At 51.5% G+C, this 17,337-nt stretch carries 19 protein-coding genes, 1 tRNA gene and 1 riboswitch; of the genes, 7 read left to right on the forward strand and 13 right to left on the reverse strand.

The features are described 5' to 3' along the window. Positions 1-188 precede the first annotated feature (188 nt). Positions 189-275, reverse strand: a tRNA-Leu gene (locus tag PSE_RS18675). A gap of 180 nt (positions 276-455) precedes the next feature. Beyond that, complete coding sequence (locus tag PSE_RS18680) at positions 456-722, reverse strand: FliM/FliN family flagellar motor switch protein (RefSeq protein ID WP_008547981.1); 267 nt, start codon at positions 720-722, stop codon at positions 456-458. A 143-nt stretch (positions 723-865) separates the two neighbouring features. Here PSE_RS18680 and lipB point away from each other — a divergent pair, with 143 nt between their 5' ends. Continuing rightward, complete coding sequence (lipB, locus tag PSE_RS18685) at positions 866-1,603, forward strand: lipoyl(octanoyl) transferase LipB (RefSeq protein WP_014286273.1); 738 nt, start codon at positions 866-868, stop codon at positions 1,601-1,603. On the opposite strand, the gene PSE_RS18690 is transcribed toward lipB, so the two are convergent. After that, positions 1,604-1,873, reverse strand: coding sequence for an acylphosphatase (locus PSE_RS18690; RefSeq protein WP_014286274.1), 270 nt, complete (start codon positions 1,871-1,873; stop codon positions 1,604-1,606). 159 nt (positions 1,874-2,032) lie between these two features. Between PSE_RS18690 and PSE_RS18695 the strand changes: the two genes are divergently transcribed. Then, on the forward strand, positions 2,033-3,298 hold the full coding sequence (locus PSE_RS18695) for a hypothetical protein (protein WP_014286275.1): 1,266 nt from the start codon (positions 2,033-2,035) through the stop codon (positions 3,296-3,298). Between the two features lie 45 nt (positions 3,299-3,343). On the opposite strand, the gene PSE_RS18700 is transcribed toward PSE_RS18695, so the two are convergent. The 4 genes from PSE_RS18700 to PSE_RS18715 all read right to left on the reverse strand — a co-directional run bounded on the left by PSE_RS18700 (position 3,344) and on the right by PSE_RS18715 (position 7,813). Then, a complete protein-coding gene (locus PSE_RS18700; RefSeq protein WP_014286276.1) occupies positions 3,344-4,243 on the reverse strand; it encodes a DMT family transporter in 900 nt (299 codons plus the stop codon). 133 nt (positions 4,244-4,376) lie between these two features. Further along, positions 4,377-4,527: riboswitch (FMN riboswitch) on the reverse strand. Positions 4,528-4,655: 128 nt separating this feature from the next. Next, on the reverse strand, positions 4,656-5,078 hold the full coding sequence (locus PSE_RS18705) for a gamma-glutamylcyclotransferase family protein (RefSeq protein WP_014286278.1): 423 nt from the start codon (positions 5,076-5,078) through the stop codon (positions 4,656-4,658). A 24-nt stretch (positions 5,079-5,102) separates the two neighbouring features. Further along, positions 5,103-5,759, reverse strand: a complete 657-nt coding sequence (locus PSE_RS18710) for an HAD hydrolase-like protein (RefSeq protein ID WP_148266169.1) — start codon at positions 5,757-5,759, stop codon at positions 5,103-5,105. 41 nt (positions 5,760-5,800) lie between these two features. Beyond that, the gene (locus PSE_RS18715) at positions 5,801-7,813 is read right to left on the reverse strand and encodes an acetyl/propionyl/methylcrotonyl-CoA carboxylase subunit alpha (protein ID WP_041769098.1); all 2,013 of its coding nucleotides are present in this window, start codon (positions 7,811-7,813) and stop codon (positions 5,801-5,803) included. A 248-nt stretch (positions 7,814-8,061) separates the two neighbouring features. Between PSE_RS18715 and folB the strand changes: the two genes are divergently transcribed. The 5 genes from folB (at position 8,062) to PSE_RS18745 (ending at position 10,887) form a co-directional block, all read left to right on the forward strand. Further along, a complete protein-coding gene (gene folB, locus PSE_RS18720) occupies positions 8,062-8,442 on the forward strand; it encodes a dihydroneopterin aldolase (RefSeq protein WP_014286281.1) in 381 nt (126 codons plus the stop codon). A gap of 138 nt (positions 8,443-8,580) precedes the next feature. After that, positions 8,581-8,883: a hypothetical protein gene (locus tag PSE_RS18725; protein ID WP_008547936.1), complete on the forward strand. Its 303-nt coding sequence runs from the start codon at positions 8,581-8,583 to the stop codon at positions 8,881-8,883. An 885-nt stretch (positions 8,884-9,768) separates the two neighbouring features. Next, on the forward strand, positions 9,769-10,059 hold the full coding sequence (locus PSE_RS18735; RefSeq protein ID WP_008548021.1) for a hypothetical protein: 291 nt from the start codon (positions 9,769-9,771) through the stop codon (positions 10,057-10,059). 120 nt (positions 10,060-10,179) lie between these two features. Then, positions 10,180-10,470, forward strand: coding sequence for a hypothetical protein (locus PSE_RS18740; RefSeq protein ID WP_008547387.1), 291 nt, complete (start codon positions 10,180-10,182; stop codon positions 10,468-10,470). A 117-nt stretch (positions 10,471-10,587) separates the two neighbouring features. Then, positions 10,588-10,887 carry a hypothetical protein gene (locus PSE_RS18745; protein ID WP_014286284.1) on the forward strand — a complete coding sequence of 100 codons (300 nt, stop codon included), beginning with the start codon at positions 10,588-10,590 and terminating at the stop codon, positions 10,885-10,887. Positions 10,888-10,989: 102 nt separating this feature from the next. Here the strand turns inward: PSE_RS18745 and PSE_RS18750 are convergent, their stop codons facing one another. From PSE_RS18750 to PSE_RS18775, 6 genes are all read right to left on the reverse strand, one after another. Continuing rightward, positions 10,990-12,522 (reverse strand): acyl-CoA carboxylase subunit beta, encoded by a 1,533-nt coding sequence (locus PSE_RS18750; protein WP_014286285.1) that lies wholly within the window; start codon positions 12,520-12,522, stop codon positions 10,990-10,992. 173 nt (positions 12,523-12,695) lie between these two features. Continuing rightward, positions 12,696-13,181 carry a bacterioferritin gene (gene bfr, locus PSE_RS18755; RefSeq protein ID WP_008547984.1) on the reverse strand — a complete coding sequence of 162 codons (486 nt, stop codon included), beginning with the start codon at positions 13,179-13,181 and terminating at the stop codon, positions 12,696-12,698. Between the two features lie 801 nt (positions 13,182-13,982). Further along, positions 13,983-14,468, reverse strand: coding sequence for a bacterioferritin (bfr, locus tag PSE_RS18760; RefSeq protein ID WP_008548065.1), 486 nt, complete (start codon positions 14,466-14,468; stop codon positions 13,983-13,985). 245 nt (positions 14,469-14,713) lie between these two features. After that, positions 14,714-15,508, reverse strand: a complete 795-nt coding sequence (locus tag PSE_RS18765) for an ATP12 family chaperone protein (RefSeq protein WP_014286286.1) — start codon at positions 15,506-15,508, stop codon at positions 14,714-14,716. Next, on the reverse strand, positions 15,508-16,188 hold the full coding sequence (locus PSE_RS18770; RefSeq protein ID WP_014286287.1) for an HAD-IA family hydrolase: 681 nt from the start codon (positions 16,186-16,188) through the stop codon (positions 15,508-15,510). The genes PSE_RS18765 and PSE_RS18770 overlap by 1 nt, the downstream gene beginning before the upstream one ends. A gap of 28 nt (positions 16,189-16,216) precedes the next feature. Further along, entirely contained in the window at positions 16,217-17,266 is a 1,050-nt protein-coding gene (locus tag PSE_RS18775; RefSeq protein ID WP_014286288.1) for an RluA family pseudouridine synthase, read from the reverse strand. Between the last annotated feature and the right edge of the window lie 71 nt (positions 17,267-17,337).

The raw sequence follows: 17,337 nt of genomic DNA on the forward strand, positions 1-17,337 counted from the left end.
AGGAAATCCAGAGGAAACATAAGAACGCACTCAAACCATAGAAAACGCAAATAGACGCACAAAAACGCAAACCAACGCAAAACACGTGATCCCTCGCCCGATAAAGCGATCCTGCATTTATATATACTGAGAAAAAACAGAGGCTTAGATAGCAAAAAACCCCGGCTCTTAAAAGAGCTCGGGGCTTTTGGTGCGGCCGAGAAGACTCGAACTTCCACGGGAGTTACCCCACAGCGACCTCAACGCTGCGCGTCTACCAATTCCGCCACGGCCGCAAAACCTTGGCTTGCCGTTGGAGTGTCTGGCTTGTTTGCCTCGCCCCGTCGGCCGGTGAGCGGTGATATAGCCAACCCCTCGAACCTGCGCAAGTACCCTTTTTCAAAAATTCACAGTGCAGAGGAAAAAAATCGAAAAAACCTCTTTTGGACGGGGACTTATCCACTGCACGCGATATTTCAGATGCGATCTTCCATGTTTACGGGCCGCATTTCCACAGCACGCTGCAGAACCTTTGTAATAACAATGCCAACTTTATCGCCAACCACAGTCACCTGCCCCTCGGCCACCGGCGTATTGTTTGCCAAAATCGTCACATCGTCTGCTTCATGGGTGTCCAGCTCAATCACCGCACCACGTCCCATGCGCAACAACTGGTGCACTGGCATTTCAGATTTACCCAGCACCACCGAAATATCGACGGAGATATCATCGAACCTGTTCATCTATGTCCTGCTCCATCAGAGGGAATAAAATGCACCAGTCCCTACTCTGTGAGTTGGTGCCCTGTTATTTTTAGTGTAGACGCTTACATCTCATTAGGGCAAACCAACTAACCGAAATCCGCAGATCATTTTGGGATAACAACATGGCTGATCGTCAAACCCTTAAAACAGACTTCTTACCCTTGGAAGGTTCTCCACCTGTTGAGTGGGTGATTGATGACGAGCTCGTGCCATACGATGTTGCACAGAAAGAAATGGAAGAGCGCGTTGCTGCTATCGCTGCTGGCGAAGCTAACGAGCGTGTCTGGCTTCTGGAACATCCGCCTCTTTATACTGCGGGCACAAGCGCCGATCCTGTTGATCTGATCGCCAAAGATCGCTTCCCTGTTTATGAAACAGGCCGCGGAGGGCAGTATACATATCACGGTCCGGGACAACGTGTTGCTTATGTTATGCTCGATTTGAAGCGCCGCCAGCAAGACGTGCGCGCGTTCGTAGCAGCCCTTGAACAGTGGCTCATCGACACCCTATGGCAACACCACGTACGCGGGGAAAGACGGGAAGATCGTGTAGGCGTCTGGGTTCAGCGCCCGAAAAAGGGCATAGATGTTGAAGACAAGATCGCAGCCATCGGCATCCGCCTGCGCAAGTGGGTAACATTCCACGGCATCTCTTTGAACGTCGATCCTGATCTGGAACACTTCACCGGCATTGTCCCCTGCGGCGTGCAAAAGCATGGCGTCACCAGCTTCGTTGATCTGGGCCTGCCACTGACGATGCCTGAGGTGGATATCATTCTGCGCGAGCAGTTCGAAGAGATCTTCGGCCCCACGCATTCCATCGGTCCATCCGGTCTGGCGCAAAAGCCAGAGGGTGAATAACTAGTACTCGATGCGGAACGAGCCCTTCTCTTCAGGGGCTTCGCCCAAAAGCGTGACCGCTTCAACTTCTGCACCAACAGGGCCTTGCTGAACAGCCATCAGCAAGGCATCTACCTTTTCCGGATCACCGGTAACAACTGCCTCCACTGATCCGTCTTCATTATTCTTGCACCAGCCCGAAACACCCAGCATCCCGGCCTTTTTATAAAGCCAGGCCCGATAGCCAACACCCTGCACCAATCCCGTGATGGAAAAGTGTGTGGTCTTCATTGCTATCTCCCGGTGCGCTTAAAGCCTTCACAAACAAAGCCTTTTCGTTTCAGACGACGAAACCGGCAACACTGCTCGACCTCGCCACAGCCTTAGATTGCAAGCCATAAAAAAACATCAATTCCCATATCTAATAGGTAGACCTTTAGGAGAGACTTTATGAATTTTCTCAAATCCCGCCTGACTGCACTTTCTTTATCCGCAGCCACGGCACTTCTACCGACACAAGCCCTCTCACAGACTGATTATACCAGTGATTTCAATGTGATCATTGAGGCCGCGGACTACCAGACCGGTATTGCCACATTCAGCAAAAACACTGCACAGAGTCCTGAAAACAATCAGGCCAAACTCGCTTTGGGCGCCCTACAGTTCCTGAACGCCCTCCAAGGTCTGCAGCAGGATCTTTACAAATACGGCGCAGGAAACACCTCCCCAAACAGAAGCCTACGCGCATTCCTCCCGATTTTCCGCGTTCCAGTCGCTCCCAATCCAACCCCGGAGCCAGTCACCTATCAAAAAACACGGGAGATGCTGGAACGGTTCGTCGCTCAGCTGAAAGAAGCCAACGACACTCTGGCAGGCGTCTCTGATCAACCAGTCAAACTGCAAGTTGACCTTCTGAAGATCAATCTGGATGCAGACAACAGCGGCACCATTGAACCCTACGAAAACATCGCAGAAATCCTCTCAAGCCTTTCCAGACGCAGCCCATTCACTCTTGAGGATGATACAACAACGTTTCCTATCACCTTTGATCTGGCAGACGCAAAGTGGCTGCAAGGCTACTCTAACCTCCTCATGTCAGTGGGTAATTTCCTGCTCGCATTCGATTATGAGAGCACCTACGACATGACGTTCCATAGCGTCTTTGGCCCAGATGCCACCACCTATGGCAAACAGCTGCAGGAAAAAGGAAAAGAAGGTGGCCCACGTGATCTAGCCGCACTCGCAACCCCAATCACTTTCCTGCATTCCATCAACTGGACTGTAGTGAACCCCGATCGCCTCAAAGCAACCCGCCAGAACCTTCTGCAGGTTATGCAACTGAACTATGAAACCTGGGAACTCATTCAGAAGGAAACCGACGACAACCACGAATGGCTCCCCAACCCCAACCAGACCAGCCCGTTTCAGGCTCTCCCAGTCACACAGCAAACCATCGACAGTTGGCTGGAAGCAGTGAAAGCCTCAGAAAAAGTACTGAATGGTGAAGTGTTGATCCCTCACATGGTGTTTGACGGCGGGATCAACATGAAGTCGTTCTTTGACACAGCAGAGAGCTTCGACCTTGTTCTCTTTATCACCGGACCAAACGCCGTGAGTTACATCGAGCAAGGCGAAGTCTGGGATGGTAACTTCATGCGCACCTTAAGCCGCCCTTTAAGCAGAAACTTCGGCGCCTTCGCTGTCTGGTTCAACTAGTTCATAAACAAAAGAAAAGCCCGGCAACTTGGCCGGGCTTTCTGATTAGTTTCGCTCGCGCTCCACATGCACAATGTACAGCGACGCGCCAATGATCAGCGCGGCTCCCAGCCACAGATTGCCCGGAGGCACCCAGCTGAAGACGATGAAGCCACAAAGAACATTAAGCGGCAGCTTCAAGTGATCAAACGGCTGCAGGTAAGCCGCATCCACCTTCTCATAGGCCATCGCCAGCGAGCCCTGTGCAATCGCACCCAACAGGCCTGCCAGAATGATCAACCACCACATGTTCATGCCGTCAGGTATCGAAAGACCACCTGGAGCCAGCAGTGCCAGAACCAGATTAACTGGCGTCAGCAGCAGAAGAAGATAAAGCGTAACCGACTGAGGACTTTCGCTTTCTTCCAGCTTCTTCATGCAGAGGATGGAAGAGCCCCATAGCAGCGCAGCAATAATCGGTAGGAACGCAACCAACTGGAACGCTTCGTCCCACGGGCTGAGAATGATCATCCCGCCCACAAAGCCAACCGCTGTCGCCACCCAGCGCTGCCCGCTCGCTTTTTCACGCAAGAAAACAGCAGCACCAATTGTCACGAAGAACGGGGATGTCATCAAAAGCGCGATGCCCTGCCAGATCGGCACACCGTTTGCCAAACCAGCAACCCAGAACTGCACGCCCAGCGCAGCCAGAAAGACACGAAAGATGTGCAGAGCCAATTGCTCGGTATGCAAGCCATCAACACCAATGCGCCAGATAACCGGCACCATCGCAACAAGCGAAATCAGGTATTGCCAGAAGGTTGCACTGGTGGAGCTCAGCCCCTGCACCATGGTCAGATACTGCATAGCAGAGTTGGTCACAGCAAACGCTGCACCAGCAAACACCATCCAGCTTGCGCCCACAACAGCAGCAGACGCGCGTGTTGAACTGCGTGATGTACTCATACACGCACCTCGTAATCATTATTCAAAAACAGATTAAACATAAGAATTCTTTCTGATCCAAAGGACGGCAAACCGCCAAGTTTCATTGAATCAGGACGCGCAAGCAAACAGCGTTCATCAGAACACCCCTCACCTACATTCTCTTCCATCCGGACTATAACCGTCGGTCCCGGATTCTCACCGAATCTGCTGACCCTTCTCTAAATAAAGAAGGCGCTCGCGGACTTATGCCCCTAAGGACAATCACCACCGGTAGGGAATTTCACCCCGCCCTGAGAATTATCTCCCAACTTTGGGAGACTTGTTTTCTAACAGATTCTCAGGAAATTGCGAGTTGTCTTTCAGTCTAACTGAAAACACATTTGTGAACGGTCTATCAGCCCACAAATGCACTTCTACAGCTTGCAAAACTCTAGCGCAGATCCCACTGACGCAGCTCTTCCCTGTACGTTTCTGGAAAGTCCCAATGCTCAGCGGCTTCCATCACACCTTCCCACGCTTTGGCATGCGGCTTCCCAGTGCTGGCAGTCCGGCTCAGGTAGATAATCGCTGACTTGTTCTGCCCGCCACTGCGCACCGGAAGGAAGACCTTGTCGAGCCCTTTGCGGAAAAGCGCCTCAGCTCCATCGACAACGGTCACATCACCGATGCGGCAATCCCACAGGACACCATGCACTCGCTTGCCTGGGGCCTTCACCATGGAAGGGACACCTTCAGTGGTGATGATAAAGCGATAGCCATCCATGGAGGCTGGACCCAGCGGCTTGGCTTGCGGGCAGCGACTTGCCATGATCTTCGGATTCATTAGACGGCCATAAGCAAAATAAATCGGCATCAGTTCAACTCATTCCAAAAGAGATCAGGCAACAAGGGTGTCGGCGAGGTGAGCAGCCAACTCTTCACGAGAGGAGACAACAGTATCAGCACCACAATCGGCCATCTCTTCTTCGGAACCATAACCCCAGAGCACACCGATAGACTGCACACCATTTTCTTTCGCAGCAATAATATCATGCTTGCGATCACCAATCATAATGCAATGAGATGCATCCAGACTTTCCTGCTCCAGCAAGTAAGCAAGCAAATCCACTTTGTTGCCGCGGGTCATATCCAGCTCGCAGCCATAGGTCTTTTCAAACAGACCATCCATCTCAAAATGAGCAATGATCTTTTCGGCATAAACCCAAGGCTTGGAGGTACACACGAACAGTCGATCTCCACGGTCTTTGGCAGCCTGAAGGAGTTCAATAATCCCCTCATAGCGCTCGTTTTCGTAAAGACCGACAGTCGTAAAACGCTCCCGATACAAGCGAATGCACTCAAGGATCAGCTCTTCATCTTCTGTATTCAGAAGTTGGCGGAACGTTTCTGTAAGAGGAGGGCCGATAATAAAGGCGAGGTCTTCAGCTGGAGGAACATCGCGGCCAAGCTTCTCAAGCGCATACTGAACGCTCGTTACAATGCCGACAAAAGGGTCTGTCAGCGTCCCATCCAGATCAAAAAGCAGAGTGCGCAAAGCCAAATCCTCAATATAGGAATTGGCTTCGCGCCAACTCCTTATTCAAATTCCATGATAACGGCATCAACCGCCAGACTGTCGCCCGGAGCAGCCTTGATAGCGCTTACCACACAATCACGTTCTGCCCGAAGCACATTTTCCATTTTCATGGCTTCAACAATCGCCAGCTGCTCGCCAGCTTTCACTTCCTGCCCCTCTTCCACATGAAGCGAGACAACAAGACCCGGCATTGGGCAAAGGAGCAGGTTAGATGTGTCCGGAGCAACCTTCTCAGGCATCAGAGCAGCAAGTTCAGCATTGCGAGGTGTCATCACCTTGGCAACAACAGAATAGCCCTGCCAGTCCAGCTGATAGCCGTTTTCAACCGGGCGCACCTGAACACTCACGTTGCGCTCACCAACCTGCCCTTTCCAGAGCATGTCACCTGGAACCCAGGAAGAAGCAACACGGGCTCGTGGACTGCCTTCGACACAAACATCTATATCAAGCGGCGTCACAGCCATGCCTTCAATCAGCTCAGCATCCAGCTTCTCACCATTGATCAGTACACCCCACTCACGGCGCACACCGCCATGATGCGGACGTAGACGGCCCGGCAGATGGTCCAGACGCTCACGCTCAATCAGGTGCATGGAAAGCGCTACAGACGCCAACACACTGCGGGCCTCCGCATCCGGTGTCGCTGGCTCAAAGCCATCCGGATATTCATCAGCAATAAAGCTCGTAGCAAGTTGACCAGAACGCCAGCGTGGGTGCTTCATCAAGGATGCGAGGAACGGCACGTTATGCTGAATGCCATCCACCTGGAACTCATCAAGCGCAGTGCTCATACCCTCAATAGCTTCAGCACGGGTCGGCGCATAAGTCACCAGTTTCGCGATCATAGGATCGTAGAACATGGAGATCTCAGAGCCTTCGACAACACCGGTGTCATTACGAACCACATACCCGTCATGCTCACCTTCAACAGGTGGACGGTAACGTGTCAGGCGGCCAATAGACGGCAGGAAGTTGCGGTAAGGATCTTCTGCATAGATGCGGCTCTCAACCGACCAACCGTTCAGCTTCACCTCATCCTGCTTGATGGCGAGCTCTTCCCCAGCAGCAACACGGATCATCTGCTCAACAAGATCTACGCCGGTGATCAGTTCAGTTACCGGATGCTCCACCTGCAGGCGAGTGTTCATTTCAAGGAAGTAGAAGCTCTTGTCCTGCCCTGCCACAAACTCAACAGTACCAGCACTGTCGTAGTCTACAGCCTTGGCCAGAGCAACGGCCTGCTCGCCCATCTTGCGACGAGTTTCCTCATCTAGCAATGGAGATGGCGCTTCTTCGATAACCTTCTGGTTTCGGCGCTGAATGGAACATTCACGCTCACCCAGATAGATCGCATTGCCGTGCTTATCACCCATCACCTGAATTTCAATGTGGCGCGGGTTCTCGATGAACTTTTCAATAAAGATACGATCATCACCGAAGGAGCTGACAGCTTCTGACTTGGCGCGATCAAAGCCATCCATGGCTTCTTCATCATTCCAGGCGATACGCATGCCTTTACCACCACCACCGGCGGAGGCCTTGATCATCACCGGATATCCGATTTCAGAGGCAATGCGCTTGGCATCTTCTGGGGTTTCAATCAGGCCCATGTAGCCTGGTACGGTAGAAACGTTAGCATCAGCGGCAAAGCGTTTGGAGGTGATTTTGTCTCCCATCACCTCAATTGCTTTTGGGTTCGGCCCAATAAAGACAATACCTTCCTGCTTCAAGCGCTCGCAAAACTCTGCGCGCTCGGAAAGGAAGCCATAGCCCGGATGAACAGCTTCAGCACCGGTCTGTTTGCATGCATCAATAATTTTGTCGATTACGAGGTATGATTTGGCTGCAGCCGGCTCACCAATGTGAACAGCCTCATCAGCCATCTCCACATGAAGCGCATCCCGGTCCGCATCAGAGTAAACAGCAACCGTTTTGATCCCCATCGATCTCGCCGTTTTGATAACACGGCAAGCGATTTCCCCACGGTTTGCGATCAGAATCTTTGAAAACATGCCCATCCCACATACACACCTTCTTTATTTACAGTGCAGGGTTGTAGGCATCTCTACGCACTTCCGCAACCTCACAATAGGGCGAAGAACCATCGCACTTTCGTAGGGGCAATAGATGCTATCAAATCACAAATTGAACTGCTCTTTCATCTATATGCAGCGCATTTCCCAAGGAAAGACATTGTGTTTCTGAGCCAGCTCTGGCAACACAGGTCTCCAAAAGTAAAGATCCCCTCAGGAGCCAAACAATGAATGAAAACAAGATATTTCTGGAAGGTCTGTCATTCTTTGCATTCCACGGCCTGCATGATGAAGAAGCCAAGTTAGGCCAACGCTTTATCATCGACCTCACCTGTTGGGCTGACTTTGAAAAAGCAACTGTTTCAGACGATTATGAAGACACCATCTGCTACGGCACACTGGCCAAAACAGTAGAGGATGTTGTGACCAACTCCCGCTTTAACCTGCTGGAGCGCCTTGCAGGAGCTATTTGCGATGCAGTGTTCGCCATGGATGCGCGAATCTCCAAAATCACCGTCAAAGTGAACAAGCCATCTGCTCCGGTGCCCGTTCATACCGGTGGCTTTGGTGTGGAAGTTACCCGCGCCCGCCCTGCCGCAAACGGTTAAATCAGTCATTTCTTCTTTAGAGCCGGCTAACCACGGCTCACCTTGATACTCGCAGTTTTGGGCATTTGCCTGCAAAACGGATGGAACGCGGCTTGATTGTCAGCCTCACTTTATCTGCTTTGTAAGGCAAAAGATCCCATGCGAAATGCCTCCGCCACTATTATTGCCGGTAGCCTCATAACCCTGATGTGGGTAGGCTCAGCCAACGCACAGGCCAGACCGGATGCACGCAACCTGACATGTGAACAAGCCAAACAGCTGGTCAACAGCCGCGGTGGCGTCGTCCTGACCACAGGACCACGCACCTACGAGCGTTTTGTCAGTGACATCAGATACTGCCTTCATAATGAAGTCCTGCGCCGGGAGTGGGCTCCGACCAAAGACAGCAACGCCTGCCAGATCGGTTATCGCTGCTCACCACGCACACGGCAGAACCAGTAAAGAAGGAGGAAGCTATGAGAACATCGACCCTACTCGTATTAACGAGCACTCTGGCCCTCATAGTTTCTACCTCTGCATTTGCCCGCCCCGACACTCGCCAAATGTCCTGCCTGGAAGCGCGCTCAGTTGTTCAGCGTGCCGGCGGCATCGTTTTGAGCACAAGTGCCCGAACTTACGACCGGTTTGTAGCAGGCTTACAATTCTGCCAACCCTATGAGCGCTTAATGAGCCGATGGGTTCCCACGAAGGATCAGAAACGCTGCTTCATCGGCTATTCATGTGAACCCGGCTACAACAGCGGTGAAGGTCCCTTCGGCTCCGACATCTTCGATTAAGAACGACAAAACATCCACACATGGAAAAAGAGGCAGCTTTCCCGTCCCTCTTCTAATGCTGTCGAATCCATAATCCACATCCTCAAACTTGCCAGACACATCCCGCATGCCACCAACATGTGGTTGCGGCAACTTTTTCGCACCACTCACAAGCAAAAGTGTGAGTTTGATCACAGACACGCAAGTAATCCCCAAGAACACGAAGACACGAATTCGTTACCAACCAAAATTCAAAGTTGCGAAAATATAATTTTGTGTTTCAGAACACATCTTACTCAAAAAATTCCAGTAAACATACAATCATCAACGAACAACAACACACACCAAGCAAACGATTTAGAGTAAAAACTCAAAAATTAGCTTGATAAAGAGAACAATAACTAAAGACAGAAAGATGTAAGAGGGCAAGAAACTGCCTTCCATCAGTCTAAATTCAAAAGACGCGCCGAAATAATAATGAAGATCGGCAAAATCCCATCGGAAAGACTGCTCCTCCCAGTCTCTCCCTCTGAACAATGACCAAAACTGTATAAATTCGAAAGTAAAACAAATGAAAAAGATCGCTCTGACCCTTTCCGTACTCGGCCTCGTTTCTGCTGCTTCCATCGCTCAGGCAGCTCTGGTTAACACTGGTGACCTGACCGCTTCTGAAGCAAAAGCACTCGTACAGGACAAAGGCGCTATCGTGCTCGCAACTGGTCCAGGCCTCTACGACCGCTACGTCGCAAACGCTTCTTACTGTGCCTCCCACGAAGAAACACAGCGCGCTTACGTCGTAACCAAAGACTCCAACAGCTCCCTCATCGGCTACACCTGCGTAGTTGAAAACAGAGACAACTAAGCCTCTAACCCGCCTCAAGTTAGAGAGCTCCCCCATCAGCCCCCTTGGGAAAGACTGTTCCTCCCCAGTCTTTCCCTCTCAAAAAAACAACGCATATTGTAAAAATAGAAAGTAATCCCAATGAAAAAGATCGCTCTGACCCTTTCCGTACTCGGCCTCGTTTCCGCTGCTTCCATCGCTCAGGCAGCTCTGGTCAACACTGGTGACTTGACTGCTTCTGAAGCAAAAGCACTCGTTCAGGACAAAGGCGCAATCGTGCTGTCAACTGGCCCTGGTCTCTATGATCGCTACGTTGCAAACGCCTCCTATTGCGCAACCCACGAAGAAACAGAGCGCGCTTACGTCGTAACCAAAGACTCCAACCATTCCCTCATTGGTTACACCTGCGTGGTCGACAACAAAAACAGCTGATTTTCTAACTCGCCCCAAGTTAGAAGCACGCCCATCACAAAGCCCCAGGGAAAGGCTGTGCCTCCGGCCTTTCCCTCCCCAAGTTCCCATAAGAGTTAAAAACCGAAAGCTAATACAATGAAAAAGATCGCACTAACCCTTTCCGTACTCGGCCTCGTTTCTGCTGCTTCCGTTGCTCAGGCAATGAATGTTCCCCTCACAAGCACAACTGACCTCACAGGCTCCCAGGTGAAAGCTCTGGTTCAGGATAAAGGCGCAGTCGTTCTGGCAACTGGTCCAGGTCTTTACGATCGCTACGTTGCAAATGGCTCCTTCTGTGGCCCACACGAAGAAACACAGCGCGCCTACGTTGTAACCAAAGATTCCAACCATTCCCTCATCGGTTACACCTGTGTGGTTGAGAACGACGAAAACTAAGATCTAACTCGCCTCAAGTTAGTCCCCCTCTCCCCTATCAACAAAACCCCGACCTTCTCACGAAGGCCGGGGTTTTCTTTTTCAGAAAATCAAATTTCTCTCTTAGAGCGGAATATTGTCGTGCTTACGCCATGGCATCTGCTGGTTCTTGGTCCGCAGCATTGCCAGCGCACGAGATATCCGCATCCGCGTGGACTGAGGCATGATCACCTCATCAATGTAACCACGCTCTGCCGCTACAAACGGGTTCGCGAACCGATCTTCATAATCCTTCGTCCGCTCAGCAATCTTTTCAGGATCACCCAGCTCATTGCGATACAGGATCTCAACCGCACCTTTCGCGCCCATCACTGCAATCTCAGCAGAGGGCCAAGCGTAGTTCACATCACCACGGATATGCTTGGAGCTCATCACATCATAAGCACCACCGTAAGCCTTACGCGTGATCACAGTGATCTTCGGAACAGTTGCCTCACCATAAGCAAACAGCAGTTTCGCGCCGTGCTTGATCAACCCGCCATATTCTTGCGCTGTACCCGGCAAGAAGCCCGGAACATCCACAAATGTAACCAGCGGAATGTTGAAGCAATCACAGAAGCGCACAAAACGCGCCGCTTTACGGCTTGCATCACTGTCCAGAACGCCAGCAAGCACCATCGGCTGGTTGGCAACGATACCAACGGTACGCCCTTCAACGCGGCCAAAGCCCGTAATGATATTTCCGGCAAAGCTCTCCTGAATCTCGAAGAAATCCTGCTCATCCACGGTCTTCAGAATAAGCTCACGCATATCGTAAGGCTTATTCGGATTATCCGGAACAAGCGTATTGAGGCTCTCATCCAGACGGGACGGATCATCGTAAACAGACAGCTCAGGCAGCGGCGCCTGATTGTTCATCGGCAGGTAATCCACCAGACGGCGGATCTGCAGCAGCGCTTCCACGTCATTATCAAACGCACCATCCGCAATAGAGGATTTAGTGGTGTGAATGCTCGCACCGCCCAGCTCCTCAGCCGTCACTGTCTCATTGGTCACGGTCTTCACAACATCCGGACCGGTCACGAACATGTAGGATGTATCGCGCACCATGAAGATGAAATCGGTCATCGCAGGGGAATACACATCACCACCAGCACATGGGCCCATGATCACGGAGATCTGCGGAATGACACCAGACGCCTGAATATTGCGCCAGAACACTTCGCCATATCCACCAAGTGCCGCAACACCTTCCTGAATACGAGCACCACCTGCATCGAAAATACCAATGATCGGCGCGCGGTTCTGCAGCGCCATATCCTGGATCTTCATGATTTTCTCTGCGTGGGTCTCAGAAAGCGATCCACCAAACACGGTGAAATCTTTTGAGAAAAGGTAAACCGTACGGCCATTGACCGTACCCCAACCAGCAACAACACCATCACCTGGGAAGTGCGTCTCCTCCATACCAAACTCGGTACAGCGGTGCTGCTTGAACATATCGAATTCTTCGAAGGAACCTTCATCTAGCAGAATTTCAATGCGCTCTCGTGCGGTGAGTTTTCCGCGTTTATGCTGCGCATCAATTCGGCGCTGTCCCCCACCAAGCCGCGCTTCATCACGTCTTTTTTCTAATTCAGCTAGAACTTCCTTCATAAGATATCTCAGCTCCCAATCTAACTGAGTTATCTCCTAACACGCCCCTAAGCAAAAAAACTAGTAAGCCGTTGGATTGAGAAGCTTCTTACGATGCAACCGCAAACCACCTCAACCCAACACGCCATAACCCTTGGGAAACCAAGCATTCTTTGCCGATAAATCAGCAAATCTCACTCGGCCTCATCCGCACTGCCCGCATTGAGCAATCCATATTTTTCTTCGCCTATTTGCTCAAGAAGCTCCAACTGAGTCTCAAGAAAATCGCAGTGTCCTTCTTCATCAGCCAGCAAACTGTCAAAAAGTGCCATGGTCACGAAGTCCCCTTGCTGCTCACAGAACACACGGGATTCGCTGTAATACTCAATCGCCTCACGCTCTCCGGCCAGATCAGCCTCCAGCACTTCTTTCACAGATGTGCCGATACGCAGCGGAGCGATGGTCTGCAGGTTCGGATGACCTTCCAGAAACACAATGCGCTCAACCAAACGGTCAGCATGCTGCATTTCTTCAATCGACTCGGCTCGCTCTTTTTTGCCAAGCTTTGTGTAGCCCCAATCTTCAAGAAGCCGGAAATGCACCCAGTATTGATTGACAGCCCCGAGCTCCATGGAAAGGGCTTTGTTCAAACGTTCAATGACACCGTCTTTTGCTTTCATGAGATCTCAGTGCGCGCACTGCTCCTTTGGGAATGCAGATGAAAATGCAACTCGTTCAGAACCGTCCCCCAAACGAGTATTGACCCCATAAACATAGTTCAGCCCAGCACACCGCCAACCCAAATCCCCGATCGTTCCTAATGAAGCCTAAAGCATGCCGCATTCATTTAAATTCACGCGCCAAGCTTTAAACTTTGGCTTTACGCGTATTCCAATTGGAAACTGGAGGCGCTTTTCGGCAAGACACTCTAAAGCACCTATAGCACCGCGCTGGTAACAGGCGGTGTTGGAGAATTAGAGTTCCCGCTAAAACGGGTGGAGCAAGGCGAACAGGCTCTGCCTGCGCTACTTGTTAGAAATGTTTCTTCGGCATTGGCTGTTCGCCTCGCCCGGGCCTTTTCTCATGAACACGCGGGCTCCCTCTCGAACAGACGCGACTGGCACATCTGCGCATCATTGATACGCTTTTGTACCATCGGCAGTTTCCTGCCACCACCGGACGCCCTCCGGAACGACCCCAAGCTCCCTACTACCACTGTGGTCTCAATAGGGTATGGCGCTTCACCGGACCTCCCGACACGATACGTTACCTCATGCCGGTAGCCCAACCCCGCCCACGCCACGGAATGGACGGTCCACTCCTGCCCGAATGCGTGGGCACAAGAACAAGCTTAAGGAGGTTTTCGGCAAGGAGGATAAGTTTTTTTTGCGCACTCTAGCTGGAAGCAAACAACTTTAACCCAACAAAAAAGAGCCACCCAATGGGCAGCTCTTTCAAATCAAAACAATCAGTTAGCGCGATTATTCGCTCGCATCAGCCGAGTTGGCATTCAGCGCACCGTAGTGCTGCTCGCCAATCTTCTCCAGAAGTTCAAGCTGTGTTTCAAGGAAGTCGATATGCCCTTCCTCATCTGCCAGCAGATCATCAAAAAGCTTCATGGAAACATAGTCACCTTCGGCATCACAGATCTCGCGGCTCTTCTTGTAAGATTCACGCGCCTCATGTTCACCAGCCAGATCAGCTTCCAGAACCTCTTTCAGGTTTGTACCGATCTTCAGAGCGCCAACAGTCTGCATATTTGGGTGGCCACCAAGGAAGAGGATGCGTTCAATCAGCTTGTCCGCATGTTCCATCTCTTCAACGGATTCCTCACGCTCCTTTTGCGCCAGTTTTCCAAAGCCCCAGTCATCCAGCAGGCGATAATGCAGCCAGTACTGATTGACGGCACCAAGCTCCAGCTTCAGAGCCTCGTTAAGCCGCTCAATAACTTTCTCATTATGTTTCATCGGCGGAATTCCTCAATTTTTGTGATTATGACCGTGTTTGGCGATGTGTCGTTTTAAACATTATTCTTATGCCGGATGGCTGCAGCACACAGTTGAACAGATTCGACAGTATCACGGCAAATAAAATCCCATTGCCCACATACTACAAACTATTGATTTCTTTCTACGATATGCAGGAGCCAGCCAACAAAAAAAGCGCAGCCATCGACTGCGCTTTTAAACTTCAGATCTCAGTCAGAAACTGCTTAGCTTTCTTCTGGCGCTCCCACCAGAATAAGAGCAGCAGCATTGAACTCATCGTTCTTGAATCGGCGAATACGAGCAGCTTCTTCGTCCTGTCCCCATTGCTCGATGTTCCAATCTTCATCAACGTGGGCAGCTGACCAGACAGCGTCTGCATCAAACGCTTTCTCAGCCAGTGCCAATGCCAGAAGGGCAGAGCCACAAATGGATGTCACTGTGTGGATAGCAGCCAGCTGCAACGCATCATACTTGTCCAGCTCAGCACGATAAGCTGCAGTCACAGCCTCATCCTGTGCAACATGCATGATCCCTTCAACCAGCTTGAAGCGACCATCAAGCAGCTTCTCCGCCCAGCCCAGAACAGGATCCCACTGGGCAGTCTGACGACCAACGAGTTCAGCAGGAGAGTCAGCACGGTAGCAGAGATGGTCGTTCCCGGCATAACGGGTGATCTCATCTGCAACGTCGGCGAATTTCTCTTCAACGGCATCAATCGCGGAATGGGCAATGCGGGTCAGCGGCATTGTGCCCGGATCAATCTCTTCTTCCTGCAGCTCCCATTCAGCAGCCACACCTTCCGCAATCACTTCATCTTTGAACACCAGAGCATTACGGCCAGGTGTTTTGATGGAGCGACCATCCAGCAGAACAGCATAGACGTCGTCTTTCAGTTCAACGCTGACACGCTCATAAAACCGCTTTGGCAGGTTTCGTTTCGTGTGCTCACGCGCAGCCTGAACAGCATCAACAGGCCCTTTTGCAATGTCATCTGCAATCTGCTCAAAAATGTCACGCATTATGCGACTTCCTTATTCCACTTGAAGTGCTCGCTCAGCACTGGAATGAGTTCCTTAAAGTGATCGATGACATAGGTGGCACCAGCGCTCTTCACATCGTCGGCACTGTGATAACCCCATGTAACCCCAACAGATTTAACGCCTGCATTGCGGGCCATCTGCATATCGAAGGTCGTATCACCAATCATAATCGTGTTTTCAAGATCGACGCCGGTTTCGCTCATCGCCTGAAAAATCATGCCCGGGTTCGGCTTGGACGGCGCAACATCCGCGGTCTGCATTGTGGTGAAGACACCTTCCAGCTCATGCAAGCTGATCAGATGCTTCATTCCGCGGGAATGCTTGCCAGTCGCGATACCAAGAAGCACGTCTTCCCGGTCAGCCAGTTCCCTCAAAGCCTCAATTGCACCTTCATAGAGCGGATCATAATCCCGGCCCTTGGAGCGCATTTCCCAAACAACCTGCTGGTATCCTTTGACCATTCTGTCGATCAGCTCAGGATCTTTCCGGCCCAACAGTTTTTCAAAGGCGACATGCAGCGTCAGACCAACTGTTTCAAGAATCTCATCACGCGTTGGCAACGGCAGATCGACGGAGCGATATGCTGCGGTAAAACCAATCATGATATTGTCCTGGCTATCCGCGAGCGTGCCGTCGCAGTCGAACACAATGAGATACATGAAGATCAGCCCGTTATTTTGCTATTGCTTATTCTGGTTCATTCACTTCAGGATCATAGTCCTTCACATCCATACCAAGCAAGTTCCAGGTCTGCTGCATATGCGGAGGCAGAGGCGCAGAAACATCAATCACACCATTGCCTGATGGATGCGGAATAACAATCCGGCGTGCCAGCAAGTGCAGCTTGTTCTGAATGCCGCCCGGCAGCTCCCAGTTCTGAATGTTGAAGTATTTTGGATCACCAATGATCGGATGACCAATATGAGCAGAATGCGCACGCAGCTGGTGCGTACGACCTGTCACCGGCTTCAGGGTCACCCATGAAAGCTTCTGACCGGACTGCTCAACCACGTTGTACAGGCTGACTGCGTGCTGCGCTTCATCATCACCATGACGGGCAACGCGCATACGCTCTTCACCCTCATCACGTGCCAAATAAGTCGAGATGCGGCCCTGACGAGGCTTCGGCACACCAGCCACCATCGCCCAGTAGATCTTGCGTGTGTTGCGGTGACGGAACGCTTTCGTCAGCTCCTGCGCCGCACGGCGTGTCTTCGCAACCAGCAGAATACCGGAGGTCTCACGGTCCAGACGGTGCACAAGACGCGGCTTATCACCTTTCTGGTTGGTGAAGGCGTCCAGCATGCCATCCACGTGACGCTTAAGGCCGGAACCACCCTGCACGGCAAGGCCAGCAGGCTTGTTCAGCACCATGACGTGAGAATCTTCAAAGAGCATCATCTGCTCAATGGCTTCACGGTCACTGTCAACCAGCTTACGGGCACGTGGCTTTGCGTTCTTGCGGTCATCCGCAGCAAGCTCAACACCGAGAGGTGGAATGCGGATTTCCTGCCCAGCTTCCAAACGGGTGGAAGCTTCAGCACGTTTGCCATCAACACGAACCTGTTTTGTCCGCAGCAATTTCTGCAGACGGCCAAAGCCAAGTTCAGGGAAATTTTCTTTGAACCAACGGTCCAGACGGATGCCTGCGTCGTCTTCATCAACGCGGCGCATCTCAATCTTGACGGGGCTGCCACCCTTGTTCTGAGGCGCTGCTTTTTTCTGGGAGCCACTCATGAGTGAAGGTCCTGACCTTTATCGCGGCGGCAGCACGAAGGGTGCGCCAGCCGTTCCTATTAAATCTGTTG

Source organism: Pseudovibrio sp. FO-BEG1, assembly GCF_000236645.1.
Lineage (GTDB): Bacteria > Pseudomonadota > Alphaproteobacteria > Rhizobiales > Stappiaceae > Pseudovibrio.

What these genes read in the sequence shown, in the direction of transcription:
- PSE_RS18725 (WP_008547936.1), top strand. Translation starts at nt 8,581, where the DNA reads ATGCGAAATGCCTCCGCCACTATTATTGCCGGTAGCCTCATAACCCTG.
- PSE_RS18745 (WP_014286284.1), top strand. Translation starts at nt 10,588, where the DNA reads ATGAAAAAGATCGCACTAACCCTTTCCGTACTCGGCCTCGTTTCTGCT.
- PSE_RS18770 (WP_014286287.1), bottom strand. Translation starts at nt 16,188, where the DNA reads ATGTATCTCATTGTGTTCGACTGCGACGGCACGCTCGCGGATAGCCAG.
- PSE_RS18700 (WP_014286276.1), bottom strand. Translation starts at nt 4,243, where the DNA reads ATGAGTACATCACGCAGTTCAACACGCGCGTCTGCTGCTGTTGTGGGC.
- PSE_RS18750 (WP_014286285.1), bottom strand. Translation starts at nt 12,522, where the DNA reads ATGAAGGAAGTTCTAGCTGAATTAGAAAAAAGACGTGATGAAGCGCGG.
- PSE_RS18735 (WP_008548021.1), top strand. Translation starts at nt 9,769, where the DNA reads ATGAAAAAGATCGCTCTGACCCTTTCCGTACTCGGCCTCGTTTCTGCT.
- PSE_RS18695 (WP_014286275.1), top strand. Translation starts at nt 2,033, where the DNA reads ATGAATTTTCTCAAATCCCGCCTGACTGCACTTTCTTTATCCGCAGCC.
- PSE_RS18740 (WP_008547387.1), top strand. Translation starts at nt 10,180, where the DNA reads ATGAAAAAGATCGCTCTGACCCTTTCCGTACTCGGCCTCGTTTCCGCT.
- lipB (WP_014286273.1), top strand. Translation starts at nt 866, where the DNA reads ATGGCTGATCGTCAAACCCTTAAAACAGACTTCTTACCCTTGGAAGGT.
- bfr (WP_008548065.1), bottom strand. Translation starts at nt 14,468, where the DNA reads ATGAAACATAATGAGAAAGTTATTGAGCGGCTTAACGAGGCTCTGAAG.
- PSE_RS18775 (WP_014286288.1), bottom strand. Translation starts at nt 17,266, where the DNA reads ATGAGTGGCTCCCAGAAAAAAGCAGCGCCTCAGAACAAGGGTGGCAGC.
- bfr (WP_008547984.1), bottom strand. Translation starts at nt 13,181, where the DNA reads ATGAAAGCAAAAGACGGTGTCATTGAACGTTTGAACAAAGCCCTTTCC.
- PSE_RS18715 (WP_041769098.1), bottom strand. Translation starts at nt 7,813, where the DNA reads ATGTTTTCAAAGATTCTGATCGCAAACCGTGGGGAAATCGCTTGCCGT.
- PSE_RS18765 (WP_014286286.1), bottom strand. Translation starts at nt 15,508, where the DNA reads ATGCGTGACATTTTTGAGCAGATTGCAGATGACATTGCAAAAGGGCCT.
- PSE_RS18680 (WP_008547981.1), bottom strand. Translation starts at nt 722, where the DNA reads ATGAACAGGTTCGATGATATCTCCGTCGATATTTCGGTGGTGCTGGGT.
- PSE_RS18690 (WP_014286274.1), bottom strand. Translation starts at nt 1,873, where the DNA reads ATGAAGACCACACACTTTTCCATCACGGGATTGGTGCAGGGTGTTGGC.
- PSE_RS18705 (WP_014286278.1), bottom strand. Translation starts at nt 5,078, where the DNA reads ATGCCGATTTATTTTGCTTATGGCCGTCTAATGAATCCGAAGATCATG.
- folB (WP_014286281.1), top strand. Translation starts at nt 8,062, where the DNA reads ATGAATGAAAACAAGATATTTCTGGAAGGTCTGTCATTCTTTGCATTC.